This is a genomic window from Microbacterium fluvii, assembly GCF_025515205.1.
GTDB lineage: Bacteria > Actinomycetota > Actinomycetes > Actinomycetales > Microbacteriaceae > Microbacterium > Microbacterium fluvii.
The window spans coordinates 276,258-288,165 of sequence record NZ_JAOPFX010000004.1; the positions used below are offsets into that span (position 1 = coordinate 276,258).

10 protein-coding genes are annotated in these 11,908 nt (G+C 71.2%); 7 read left to right on the top strand and 3 right to left on the bottom strand.

Going from position 1 to position 11,908, the window contains the following annotated elements; all coding sequences use genetic code 11:
* The first annotated feature begins 103 nt into the window (after positions 1–103).
* Genes OAW74_RS15060 through OAW74_RS15080 form a run of 5 tightly spaced genes read left to right on the top strand, consistent with a single transcriptional unit; the run spans position 104 to position 6,572 of the window.
* Entirely contained in the window at positions 104–2,209 is a 2,106-nt protein-coding gene (locus OAW74_RS15060; protein ID WP_262875214.1) for an acyl-CoA dehydrogenase family protein, read from the top strand.
* A 30-nt stretch (positions 2,210–2,239) separates the two neighbouring features.
* Positions 2,240–2,803 (top strand): DNA-3-methyladenine glycosylase I, encoded by a 564-nt coding sequence (locus tag OAW74_RS15065; protein WP_262875215.1) that lies wholly within the window; start codon positions 2,240–2,242, stop codon positions 2,801–2,803.
* A 35-nt stretch (positions 2,804–2,838) separates the two neighbouring features.
* Positions 2,839–3,828: a hypothetical protein gene (locus tag OAW74_RS15070; RefSeq protein WP_262875216.1), complete on the top strand. Its 990-nt coding sequence runs from the start codon at positions 2,839–2,841 to the stop codon at positions 3,826–3,828.
* 4 nt (positions 3,829–3,832) lie between these two features.
* Positions 3,833–4,297 carry a hypothetical protein gene (locus tag OAW74_RS15075; protein ID WP_262875217.1) on the top strand — a complete coding sequence of 155 codons (465 nt, stop codon included), beginning with the start codon at positions 3,833–3,835 and terminating at the stop codon, positions 4,295–4,297.
* A gap of 40 nt (positions 4,298–4,337) precedes the next feature.
* Positions 4,338–6,572: an LLM class flavin-dependent oxidoreductase gene (locus tag OAW74_RS15080; protein WP_262875218.1), complete on the top strand. Its 2,235-nt coding sequence runs from the start codon at positions 4,338–4,340 to the stop codon at positions 6,570–6,572.
* A 117-nt stretch (positions 6,573–6,689) separates the two neighbouring features.
* Here OAW74_RS15080 and OAW74_RS15085 read toward each other — a convergent pair whose 3' ends face one another.
* The 3 genes from OAW74_RS15085 to OAW74_RS15095 are packed head-to-tail and all read right to left on the bottom strand — an operon-like array spanning position 6,690 to position 9,926.
* Positions 6,690–7,136, bottom strand: a complete 447-nt coding sequence (locus tag OAW74_RS15085; protein WP_262875219.1) for a dehydrogenase — start codon at positions 7,134–7,136, stop codon at positions 6,690–6,692.
* Positions 7,137–7,143: 7 nt separating this feature from the next.
* The gene (locus tag OAW74_RS15090; RefSeq protein ID WP_262875220.1) at positions 7,144–8,901 is read right to left on the bottom strand and encodes a cation:proton antiporter; all 1,758 of its coding nucleotides are present in this window, start codon (positions 8,899–8,901) and stop codon (positions 7,144–7,146) included.
* Positions 8,901–9,926 carry a malate dehydrogenase gene (locus tag OAW74_RS15095; RefSeq protein WP_262875221.1) on the bottom strand — a complete coding sequence of 342 codons (1,026 nt, stop codon included), beginning with the start codon at positions 9,924–9,926 and terminating at the stop codon, positions 8,901–8,903. Before OAW74_RS15095 ends, OAW74_RS15090 begins: the two co-directional genes overlap by 1 nt.
* A gap of 85 nt (positions 9,927–10,011) precedes the next feature.
* On the opposite strand from OAW74_RS15095, the gene ypfJ reads away from it, so the two are divergent.
* Positions 10,012–10,887, top strand: a complete 876-nt coding sequence (ypfJ, locus tag OAW74_RS15100) for a KPN_02809 family neutral zinc metallopeptidase (RefSeq protein WP_262875222.1) — start codon at positions 10,012–10,014, stop codon at positions 10,885–10,887.
* Complete coding sequence (gene pip, locus OAW74_RS15105) at positions 10,884–11,864, top strand: prolyl aminopeptidase (RefSeq protein WP_262875223.1); 981 nt, start codon at positions 10,884–10,886, stop codon at positions 11,862–11,864. The genes ypfJ and pip overlap by 4 nt, the downstream gene beginning before the upstream one ends.
* Positions 11,865–11,908 lie beyond the last annotated feature (44 nt).

Below are 11,908 nucleotides of genomic sequence, written 5' to 3' on the forward strand. Positions count from 1 at the left end.
GGATCGGGCTTGTCGGCATGCGCCAATCTGGTTGGCGCGGGTTTGGAGGAGTCCTACGGTCGAAAGTGACTCTTCAGCCTTCACCACCCCGAAAGGTGTGTCCATGGTCGACGCCGCCGTCCGCCCGAACAAGCCCGCCACGAGCAAGCGCACGCCCGCCGGCGGCGCCCCGACCGCCCCGCACACCGCGGAAGAGGCGCACGAGCCGCGCATCGACGTCTCCGCCGTCACCCGCGCCCTGCTCGGCACCTGGGCCGACACCCGCCTCGAAGCCCGCGAGATGATCAAGAACCCCGCGTTCTGGCGCGTCGACGGCATGCCGGTGCCCGAGCACCGCGAGCGCGTGCTCGAGCAGCTCAGGCTCCTGGTCGATGCGGGAGGCTCGCGCCGCTCGTTCCCCAAGGAGTACGGAGGCCTCGAGAACAACGGCGCCAACCTCGCCGGATTCATGGAGCTCGTGCTCGCCGATCCGAGCCTGCAGATCAAATCGGGTGTGCAGTGGGGTCTGTTCGGCTCGGCCGTGTATCAGCTCGGCACCAAGAAGCACTGGGACCAGTGGCTGCCCGGCATCATCGACCTCTCGATCCCCGGCGCGTTCGCCATGACCGAGACGGGGCACGGCTCCGACGTCGCCGCCATCGGCACGACGGCGACCTACGACCCCGAGACCGAGGAGTTCGTGATCCACACGCCGTTCCGCGGCGCCTGGAAGGACTACCTCGGCAACGCGGCGCTGCATGGCATCGCGGCGACCGTGTTCGCGCAGCTGATCACCGGCGGCGTCAATTACGGCGTGCACTGCTTCTATGTGCCCATCCGCGACGAGGACGGCCGGTTCCTCCCGGGCGTCGGCGGGGAGGACGACGGCGTCAAGGGCGGCCTCAACGGCATCGACAACGGGCGCCTGCACTTCGATCAGGTGCGTGTGCCTCGGTTCAACCTGCTCGACCGCTACGGCCAGGTCGCCGCCGACGGCAGCTACACGAGCGACATCCCGAGCCCCGGCCGCCGCTTCTTCACGATGCTCGGCGCGCTCGTGCAGGGCCGGGTATCGCTCGACGGCGCCGCGACGACGGGTGCGGCGCTCGCCGAATACATCGCGATCACCTACGCGAACCAGCGCCGCCAGTTCGACTCCGGCGCCGGCACCGACGAGGTCGTGCTGCTCGACTACGGCAAGCACCAGCGGCGCCTGCTGCCGCGCCTCGCGCAGACCTACGCGCAGTTCTTCGCCAACGACGAGTTGCTGCAGAAGTTCGACGGCGTGTTCTCGGGCCGCACCGACACCGCCGCCGAGCGCGAAGACCTCGAGACGCTCGCGGCCGCGCTGAAGCCGCTGAGCACCTGGAACGCCCTCGACACGATCCAGGAGTGCCGTGAGGCCTGCGGCGGCTCTGGCTTCCTCGCCGAGAACCGCTTCGTGGGTCTGCACCAGGACCTCGACGTCTACGTCACGTTCGAAGGCGACAACAACATCCTGCTGCAGCTGGTCGGCAAGCGTCTGCTCGGCGACTACGCGAAGCAGTTCAAGGGCGCGGATGCGGCGACCCTCGCCAAGTTCGCCGTCGGGCAGACCGCAGGCAAGCTCTTCCACGGGGCAGGGCTGCGCCAGCTGGGTCAGACCGTGGCCGACTTCGGCTCGACCGCCCGCTCGGTCGAGTTCGGCCTGCGCGCCGACCAGCAGCACGAGCTGCTCAAGGGCCGCGTGCAGCAGATGGTCGCCGACATCGCCGCCGCGCTGCGGCCGGCCGCCAAGCTCACCCCCGCGCAGGCGGCCGCCGTGTTCAACGAGCACCAGGCCGAGCTCATCGAGGCGGCCAGGGCGCACGCCGAGCTGCTGCAGTGGGAGGCCTTCACCGACGGCATCGCCCGCTTCGACGACGAGGGCACGGCGCATGTGCTCACGTGGCTGCGCGACCTCTTCGGCCTCAGCCTCATCGAGAAGCACCTGGCCTGGTACCTGATCAACGGGCGCCTCTCGACGCAGCGCGCGTCGTCGGTCTCGCGCTACATCGACCGCCTGAGCGCTCGCCTGCGCCCGCACGCGCAGGACCTCGTGGACGCGTTCGGCTTCGAGCCCGAGCACGTGCGCGCCCCCATCGCCTCGGGCGCCGAGGCCGAGCGACAGGACGAGGCGCGCGCCCACTATGCGCAGCTCGCCGCATCCGGATCCGCACCCGTCTCGGAGAAGTCGCTCAAGAAGAAGTAGGGCGTCGGAGCCCCGCGTTAGTTTGGTCCGATGGACATCGTGACCGGCCCCGACGGTGTCGCGCGCTGCGCATGGGCGGGCGACGACCCCGAGTATCAGCGGTACCACGACCAGGAGTGGGGGGTGCCGCTGCACGGCGACCGCGCCCTCTTCGAGAAGCTGAGCCTGGAGGGCTTCCAGGCCGGGCTCAGTTGGATCACGATCCTGCGCAAGCGCCCGCGGTTCCGCGAGGTGTTCGCCGGATTCGAGCCCGAGCAGGTCGCGGCGTTCGACTCCGGCGACGTCGAGCGGCTCATGACGGATGCCGGCATCATCCGCAATCGGGCCAAGATCGAGGCGACGATCTCGAACGCGCGGCTCGCGCTCGACCTCGCCGAGGGTGAGCTCGACGCGCTGATGTGGTCGTTCGCCCCCGCCGTCCACGAGCGTCCGTCGTCGTTCGCCGAGGTGCCGGCGGTGACGTCGGAGTCGACCGCGATGAGCAGAGAACTGCGTCGCCGGGGCTTCCGCTTCGTCGGCCCGACCACGATGTACGCCCTCATGCAGTCGGCGGGCATGGTCGACGATCATGTCGAGGGGTGCTGGCGCCGCTAGGATCGTCCGTAGGACGAGTTCGCGGGGAGGGTCGAATGGGTGCGCTCTCCGTCCTGCCTGCCCACGAGACCCTGAGCACGGCCCTCTCTTTCCTCATCATCGCGGCGATGCTGCTGGTGGGCGCCGCCGGCGCTCTCGTGATGAGCCTGGTCAGCGCCACCATCGGCCCGATCGTCGTTCTGGTGCTCGGCGCGGCGGTCGCGCCGGGCCTGGTCGGGGTCGCTACGAGCGAATCCGCCGACGCCCCCGCCCTCATCTCGTCGACGAGAGTGATGACCGACGCCGTGGGCGAGACCGTACTGACGATCACGAGCGATGCCGCCGAGGCCAGAGACTACGGCGATGTGCTGCGCGCCATCGCCGATCAGGACGCATTCGGGGCAGAAGAGAGCACGCAGATCAGGGTGGTCGCGATCCGCGACGAGCAGGGCGCCGTCGTCTCGTGGCGGGTGCAGCTGCCCAGCACCCAGAACTGGAGCCTCGGCAACACCTCGGGCGCGCTCAACGACGCGCGCTCCGATCTGACCGTGTCGCTGTTCCCCGCCGTGCAGACACAGTTCGAGCGCGCCGCGTGGGCGGCGATGGAGGCGTCGGGGGCGCTCGACTCCGACGCCCCGATCATGCTGACGGGGTGGTCGCTCGGAGGGATGGTGGCCGCAAAGATGGCCGCCGATCCGCGCCTCGACGGGCGGGTGCAGTCGGTCGTGACGGCGGGGGCGGCGATCGACAAGTACCGGGACGTCATCGACGACGACGTGCGGGTGACCCAGTTCAACAACGCCGTCGATCCCGTGCACACGCTCGAGTTCGTCGGTCTGTCGGGGTCGGACTACACCGGCTCCGCGGGCACGCAGTGGCAGACCTACCGGCCCATCTCGTCGACGATGCACGACGCCGGCATGTACGCCGCCGCCGCCGACGACTACCTGCCCGCGCCGCGGTCGGGAGACGAGATCTTCTTCGCGGCCGAGGGAAGCGCCGGCACCGAAGACGTCTACATCGCGGAGTACACCCGCAGGGGGTGACCCGGTGAGGCGCGCATCGAAGAGGATGCCGGCGGCCGCTGCTCTCGCTCTGCTGCTGGTGCTCGTCGGCTGCGCCTCCGAGCCGTCGACGACCGCTCTCGAAGACGAGTTGGCGATGATCCCCGGAGTCGAAGGGGTCGCCCTGTCGGTGTCGCACCCGAACGCCCCCTGGAACACCCGCGTCGACATCGTGTTCGCCGTGGCCGAGCCGACGGTCGAGAGTGTGACCACGATCGTGCGCGAGGCGGCGCCCATGATCGTCGCCGACCCCGAGCTGAGCGGGCACGAGGTGGCGATCGCGGTCGTCGATGCGCGGTCCGCGACGGCCGATGCCGATGATGCTGATGCCGCCGCAGCGGCCGTGCACGTGATGCCGGAGGTCGGCGAGGCGCTCGGGGTCGATGCGGGCGGCAACGCCTTCCTGTTCCTGACGCCCGAAGAGCTCGAGGCCATCGCCGACCAGGAATGAACCCGCCCGGCGATCGGTTGGACGACAGGGAGGTTCCCCCATGGATTACGGTCATCCGCTCGAGTTCGGCGCGTTCATCACACCCGCGGCCGCAAGGCCCCAGGACCCGGTGCTGCTGGCCGAGGTCGCCGAGCAGGCCGGTCTCGACCTCGTCACCTATCAGGACCACCCCTACCAGCCGGCGTTCCTCGACACCTGGACGCTCATGTCGTTCGTCGCGGCCCGCACCGACCGCATCCGCATCGCCCCCAACGTGCTCAACGTGCCGCTGCGACCTCCCGCCGTCACGGCGCGCGCCGCGGCGAGCCTCGACCTGCTGTCTGCGGGCAGGTTCGAACTGGGCCTCGGGGCCGGCGGCTTCTGGGACGCGATCGAGGCGATGGGCGAGCCCCGGCTCACCCCAGGCGAAGCGGTGACGGCGCTCGAAGAGGCGATCGACGTCATCCGAGAGCTGTGGGACACCTCGACCCGCGGCGGCGCGACCACCGACGGCGCGTTCCATCACGTGCACGGCGCGAAGCGCGGGCCGCGCCCTGCCCACCGCATCCCGATCCACATCGGCGCCTACAAGCCGCGGATGCTGGCGCTCACCGGCCGCAAGGGCGACGGGTGGCTGCCCTCGCTCGGCTACCTGAAGCCCGGCGACCTCGCGAAGGGCAACGCCGCGATCGACGCGGCCGCCCTGTCTGTCGGCCGCGATGTGCGCGAGATCCGCCGACTGCTCAACGTCGGCCCCGTGCAGGACGGCTGGGTGGAGCAGCTCGCGCAGCTGGCGCTCGACGACGGCATCGGCACCTTCATCGTCGCGACCGACGACCCGCAGCTGCTGCAGCGGTTCGGCGAAGAGATCGCACCGGCCGTGCGCGAGCAGGTCGCGCGCGAGCGGCGCGCGCAGGGCACCGTCGTCGCGACGGCGCGCTCGGCGCAGGCGCTGTCGCTGCGCCACGAGGGCATCGCATACGACGACGTGCCGGCGGGCATGCGCACGATCGAGCCGGGCGACTTCGACTACGCCGATGTGAGCTCCACGTACATGCGCGGCGGCAGCCCGGGCATCGTGCTTCAGCCCGAGTCGGCCGACGAGGTCGCCGCGGCGGTGCACTACGCCGCCCGGCACCGCGCCCGCCCGCTGTCGGTGCGCAGCGGCGGCCACGGCATCTCGGGGCGCAGCACCAACGACGGAGGTCTCGTGATCGACCTGCGCCGACTCAGCGGCATCGAGGTGATCGACCCCGAGCGTCGGCTCGTGAGGATCGGTCCTGGCGCCCGCTGGATGGAGGTCGCCGCCGTGCTCGGCGAGCACGGGTGGGCGCTGAGCTCGGGCGACTACGGCGCCGTCGGGGTCGGCGGGCTCGCGACCGCCGGCGGCATCGGCTGGCTCGCACGCGAGCACGGGCTCACGATCGACCACCTGCGCGCGGCCGAGATCGTGCTGGCCGACGGTTCGACCAGGCGGGTGGACGCGGCATCCGATCCCGACCTCTTCTGGGCGATCCGCGGGGCGGGCGCGAGCATGGGCATCGTGACGAGCTTCGAGTTCGAGGTCGATGAGGTGGGCGAGGTCGGCTTCGCCCAGCTCGCGTTCGACGCGAGCGACCTCGAGGGGTTCCTCACCGGGTGGGGCGCCGCGATGGAGGCGGCGCCGCGCGACCTCACGAGCTTCCTCATCCTCGGCGGGCGCCGGGCGGGGCAGCCGCGCGTCGCGTACGTGCTCGCCGTCGTCGACTCACCCGACCCCGACACGATCATCGAGCGGCTGCAGCCCTTCGCGCAGCTCGCGCCGCTGGTCGGCCAGTCGGTGCAGCTGACGACCTACCCGCGCATCATGGCGAACGCCGACATCGGGCCGCAGCACGGCGTGGGCGAGCCGGTCTCGCGCTCTGGCCTGGTCGACACCGTCACGCCCTCCTTCGCGTCGGGAGTGGAGCGGATGCTGGACTCGGGCGCGACCTACTTCTTCCAGATCCGATCGGTGGGCGGGGCGGTGGCCGATGTCGCCGAGGATGCGACGGCCTACGCGCATCGTGCCGCGAACTTCTCGGTGGTCGCGTTCGGGCAGCAGGGCGCTGCGCTCGACGCGGCCTGGGATGCGATCGCGCAGGAGTCGCGGGGGCTGTACCTGAGCTTCGAGAGCTCCGAGCGCCCGGAGCGCATCGGCGAGGCGTTCCCGCCGGCGACCCTCGCGCGCCTCCTCGAGGTCAAGCGCCGGGTGGACCCGACCGGTCTTTTCCGCGACAACTTCCCCCTGTCGGGGGTCGAGGCCCCCGCCGCCTGACCCCTTTTCCTTCCGCAACTTGGCACCTGTGGCCGCCGCATCCGCTCGAATGCGTCGATATCTGCCAACTCGCGGGGATGGGAAGGGGAGGGGACGGGGGGGGGGGGGGAGGGCTGGTCAGACGGCGGCGTCGTGCAGGTGGCGCTCGCCGTGCTCGAGCACCTTCACGATGATGCCGCGGCAACGCAGCTCCGCGAGGGTGCGGGTCTCTTCGTCGGTGTTGCGGCCGAGGGCGTGCACGTTGGCCACGACCAGCACATCGCCGCGGCTGAGGCGGCCGAAGAGGCGCACGAGCCGTTCCTCCCAGCTCTCCAGCGTCTCGGGGGCGGGGTGACGGAACCCCTCGATCGGCACGCCGAAGCGGGCCAGGTCGACCCGCTGCTGCACGACCGACGGCATGTCGTCGCGGGCGATGACGAGCCCGACCAGGCGTGCGCCGGTGGGGCGGGCCTGCCACCAGTCCCGATCCTGCTGGAGTTCGGTGAAGCACTTCGGGCACTGGGCGGCCGCGTGCGGCAGGTGGAGGGGGCTCGTCGCGTCGCTCATGAAGACATTGTCGGTCATCCGGGGCTCACTCGTCGTCATCCAGGCGGCGCTCGAGGCTCAGCTGGTCTGCGTCGAGGTCGGCCAGCGCGCGCCGAAGGGCGGTCGTCGAATAGGTGCCGCCGTGGCTGAGCTCGTTCAGGCGCTTGCGCTGCACGTCGATGAGCACCAGCTGCAGCTCGAGCACCTCGCGATACGTGGTCGCGACATCGTCGTCGGGAGGCTCGCTGAAGCGCCGCACCATGCGCGCCATCATCTCTGGGTCGAGCGCGAAGGGCTCGCCGCCCGGCCGGCGCAGCGCGGGAGAGCCGAGGGCGGCGACCGCGGCCTCGCGCAGCTCGCCGTCGAGTCGATCCTGCTCGTCGCGGCTCGCACCGTCGGCGTCGGCACGGGGGATCTGCAGGCTGCGCACGAGCCAGGGCAGCGTGAAGCCCTGCAGCAGCAGCGAGCCGACCGCCACGAGAAAGGCGACGAGCACCAGCAGCTCCCGCACGCCTTCGAGGGTGTGCGGCAGCGTCTGCGCCGCGGCCAGAGTCACGACGCCGCGCATGCCCGCCCAGACGATGATCGTGCCGTGCTTCCAGCCCAGTGGAGTCGCCTGGTAGTAGTCGAGGTCGGCGATCGAGCGGCTGATGCGGCTGCGCAGCGAATCGACGCGCCGCTGGGCGCTCTGCGCGCTCGGCTGCCGCCCGCCCCGCCGGCGTCGGCGCGAGGGCGCGCGGGTGATGCCCCCCGCCGCTTCGAACTCGTCGATGCGCTCGCTCAGCAGTTCGAGCCGCTCGCGCTGCACATTGCGGGCGTTTCTGCTCTGGATCCAGATGAGCACCGACACGTAGGCGGCGCGGATCACCATGAGGATGCCGAACGCCGCCAGCGCCAGCATGCCCGCGTCGAACACGGTGTAGCCGTTCTCGTCGTTCTGCTCCACCAGCTCTTTGAGCTCGAGGCCCATCAGCAGGAAGACGCCGCCCTCGAGCACGAGTTCGACGGTGTGCCAGTTGAGCTGATCTGACAGGCGCTGCTCCGGCGTGAACCAGCGGGCCGCCCCCTGCCCGGTGACGATGCCGGCCACGACCGCGGCCACGAGACCCGAACCGCCGAAGTGCTCGGTGGGGAGGTAGGCCAGGAACGGCACGGTGAACCCGATCGCCGTGTTGGCGGCCGAGTTGCGCACCCATGCGCGCAGCCGCAGGGCCAGCCAGCCCACGATCGCGCCCACCACCAGGGCCACCAGCACGCCCCACGCGAAGGCGCCGATCGCGCCGCCGACGGCGAAGCCCGCTGCGATCGCGGCGATGGCGGTGCGCAGCAGCACAAGGGCCGTGGCGTCGTTGAGCAGACTCTCGCCCTCGAGCATCGTGACGACCCTGGGGGCGATGCCCAATCGCTTCACGATCGAGGTGGCGACGGCATCCGTCGGAGAGAGGATGGCGCCGATCGCGACGCCGAGCGGAAAGCCGACCTCGGGGATGGCGAGAAAGAAGAACAGCCCGAGCGCGAGCGAGGTGCCCAGCACGAGCACGACGGCGAGCCCCGAGATCGGCCAGAAGTCGCGGCGGAACTCGATCGCCGGCAGGTTGACGGCCGACGAGTACAGCAGCGGCGGCAGCACCCCCACGAGGATGATCTCGGGCTCGATCTCGAACCCCGGCACGAACGGCAGCACCGAGACGACGATGCCGAGCGCGGTCAGCAGCAGCGGGCCGGCGACGCCGAGGCGCTGGGCGAGCGCCGTCGTCACCGCGATCGCGACGACGCCGACGAGGACGACCAGCAGCAGATCCATCAGATGACGCCGAGCGCCCGCACCGCATCCCGCTCGGCGACCAGCTCGTCGACGGATGCCGCCAGCCGCGCCCGCGCACGATCATCGAGGTCGAGACCCTCGATGACGCGGTATCCGTCGCCGTCGGAGCGCACGGGGAACGAGCACACCAGTCCCTCGGGCACGCCGTATTCGCCGTGCGAGACGACGGCCGCCGAGGTCCACGCGACGCCGCCCTGCTCGTCGCGCACGTGCTCGATCGCCGCGTTGGCGGCCGAGGCCGCCGACGACGAGCCGCGCACGCGGATGATCTCGGCGCCGCGCTGGGCGACCCGCGGCACGAACACATCGTCGAGCCAGGCCAGGGCGGCCTCGGACGAGCCGAGCTTGGCGGCGAGGGCGTCGAAGACCATCGTGACGTCGGGGCCGGTCTTTACCGGTCCGAAGACCGCATGCGAGACGTCGGGGAACTGCGTCGAGGAGTGATTGCCCCAGATCGCGACTCCGTCGATGTCGTCGGGGCGTGCGTCGAGCTCGGCGACCAGCTGACCGACCGCGCGGTTGTGGTCGAGGCGCGTGAGGGCGCTGAAGCGGTCGGCGGGGATGCCGGGGGCGCTCGCCGCGGCGATCAGCGCGTTGGTGTTGGCGGGGTTTCCCACCACGAGCGCGCGGATGTCGTCGGCGGCGACCTCGCTCAGTGCCGCGCCCTGCGGTCCGAAGATGCCCGCATTGGCCTGCAGCAGGTCGGCCCGCTCCATGCCGGCGCTGCGGGGGCGGGCTCCCACGAGCAGGGCGATGCTGCATCCGTCGAACGCGACGCGCGGGTCGTCGGTCACCTCGACGTGCTCCAGCAGCGAGAACGCGCCGTCCTGCAGCTCGAGTGCGGCGCCCTCGGCCGCCTTCAGGCCCTGCGGGATCTCGAGCAGCCGCAGCCGGACCGGGCGGTCGGGGCCGAGCATGTCGCCCGCGGCGATGCGGAAGAGGAGGCCGTAGCCGATCTGCCCGCCTGCTCCGGTCACGGTCACGGTCGTCGCTTGAGGCGCCATGGGTCGAGTGTAGGCCCGCCTGCTTCGCCCGCACGGCGGGCGGGTTCACCTGCCGCGGGCGCCGCCTGACCGGTACGGTGGCGGCATGACGTTCAACGACAACGCGAACGTCGGGGGAAGCACCGCCCGGCGGCGGGGCGGCGGCGGAGGGCTCGCGATCGGCGGCGGCGTCGCCGGCCTCGGAGCGATCGCCGTGCTGCTGCTGCAGCTGTTCACGGGGCAGGACTTCTCGGGGCTCGTGGGGCTGGGCAGCGGCACCGACTCGTCGACCGAGAGCTCCGAGATCTCGGGCTGCCTCACCGGCGCCGACGCCAATACGAACGACGACTGCCGGCTGGCGGCGGGGTCCAAGGCGATCGACCAGTACTGGGCGACGCAGATGAACGGCTACACCCAGCCGCAGCTGATCATCGTCGACGGCTCGACCTCGACGCAGTGCGGCACAGCATCCAATGCGACCGGCCCCTTCTACTGCCCGCCCGAGCAGACGGTCTACATCGACCCGACGTTCTTCGGCATCCTGCGCGAGAACTACGGAGCCAGCGCCGGGTCGCTCGCGCAGCTCTACGTGCTCGCGCACGAATACGGCCACCACGTGCAGAACCTCATCGGCGTCATGGACAAGTACCCCAGCAACGGCACCGGGGCCGACAGCAACAGCGTGCGCACCGAGCTGCAGGCCGACTGCTTCGCCGGCGCGTGGGTCGGCGACATGACCGAGCAGGTCGACGAGAACGGCGTCGCCTATCTGCAGGCGCCGACCCAGGACCAGATCCGCGATGCGCTGGATGCCGCCGCGGCCGTCGGCGACGACCACATCCAGCAGCAGTCCGGCTCTGGCGTGAACTCCGACTCGTGGACGCACGGCTCGAGCGAGCAGCGCCAGCGCTGGTTCACGAAGGGCTACGAGGGCGGCCCTGCCGCGTGCGACACCTTCGCCGTCTCGGGGAGCGACCTGTGAGCGGCCCGGCGCACCTCGACGAGATCCTGTATCCGCCCATCGAGCCCTACGAGACCGGCGAGCTGCTGGTGGGCGACGGCCACCGCCTCTACTGGGAGCAGAGCGGTGACCCCGACGGCAAGCCCGTCGTCTTCCTGCACGGCGGGCCGGGTGCCGGCACCTCGCCATGGCAGCGGCGCTTCTTCGATCCTTCGCGGTACCGCATCGTGCTGTTCGACCAGCGCGGATGCGGTCGCTCCACGCCGCACGCGAGTGCGCCGAACGCCGACCTCCGGCACAACACGACCTGGCACTCGGTGGCCGATATCGAGCTGCTGCGCAAGAACCTCGGCATCTCGCAGTGGCAGGTCTTCGGGGGTTCGTGGGGGTCGGCGCTCGCCCTGGCCTACGCGCAGACCCACCCCGACGCGGTCAGCGAGATCGTGCTGCGCGGCATCTTCACGCTGCGCGCGCACGAGCTGGAGTGGTTCTACGAGGGCGGGGCCTCGGCGATCTTCCCCGATCTGTGGGAGAACTTCATCGCGCAGATCCCGGTGCTCGAGCGCGGGCATCTGATCGAGGCGTACCACCGGCGGCTGTTCGACCCCGACCCCGACGTGCACATCCCGGCCGGCGTCGCGTGGTCGTCCTGGGAGGCCGCGACCCTCTCGGTGCTGCCCGACCCCGATCGGGAGGCCTCGATGGCGGAGCCCGCCGCCGCGACCGCCTTCGCCCGCATCGAGAACCACTACTTCGTGCACGGCGGCTGGTTCCGCGAGGGGCAGCTCATCGCCGACGCGGGGCGCCTGAGCGAGATCCCCGGAGTGATCGTGCAGGGCCGCTACGACGTCTGCACGCCGATCATGACGGCGTGGGACCTGCATCGCGCGTGGCCGGAGGCCGAGCTCGTGATCGTCGACGACGCCGGGCATGCCGCCAGCGAGCCGGGCATCGCCCGGGCGCTGCGCGCCGCGACCGACGGCTTCGCCTCGCGCTGAGCCGGCAGCATCCGCTCTTCCCCTCTCCTCCCCGCGACTTGGCA

Bases quoted from the DNA above. Each gene is read 5' to 3' on its own strand.
- OAW74_RS15060 (WP_262875214.1), top strand. From the start codon at position 104: ATGGTCGACGCCGCCGTCCGCCCGAACAAGCCCGCCACGAGCAAGCGC.
- OAW74_RS15065 (WP_262875215.1), top strand. From the start codon at position 2,240: ATGGACATCGTGACCGGCCCCGACGGTGTCGCGCGCTGCGCATGGGCG.
- OAW74_RS15070 (WP_262875216.1), top strand. From the start codon at position 2,839: ATGGGTGCGCTCTCCGTCCTGCCTGCCCACGAGACCCTGAGCACGGCC.
- OAW74_RS15080 (WP_262875218.1), top strand. From the start codon at position 4,338: ATGGATTACGGTCATCCGCTCGAGTTCGGCGCGTTCATCACACCCGCG.
- OAW74_RS15085 (WP_262875219.1), bottom strand. From the start codon at position 7,136: ATGACCGACAATGTCTTCATGAGCGACGCGACGAGCCCCCTCCACCTG.
- OAW74_RS15090 (WP_262875220.1), bottom strand. From the start codon at position 8,901: ATGGATCTGCTGCTGGTCGTCCTCGTCGGCGTCGTCGCGATCGCGGTG.
- OAW74_RS15095 (WP_262875221.1), bottom strand. From the start codon at position 9,926: ATGGCGCCTCAAGCGACGACCGTGACCGTGACCGGAGCAGGCGGGCAG.
- ypfJ (WP_262875222.1), top strand. From the start codon at position 10,012: ATGACGTTCAACGACAACGCGAACGTCGGGGGAAGCACCGCCCGGCGG.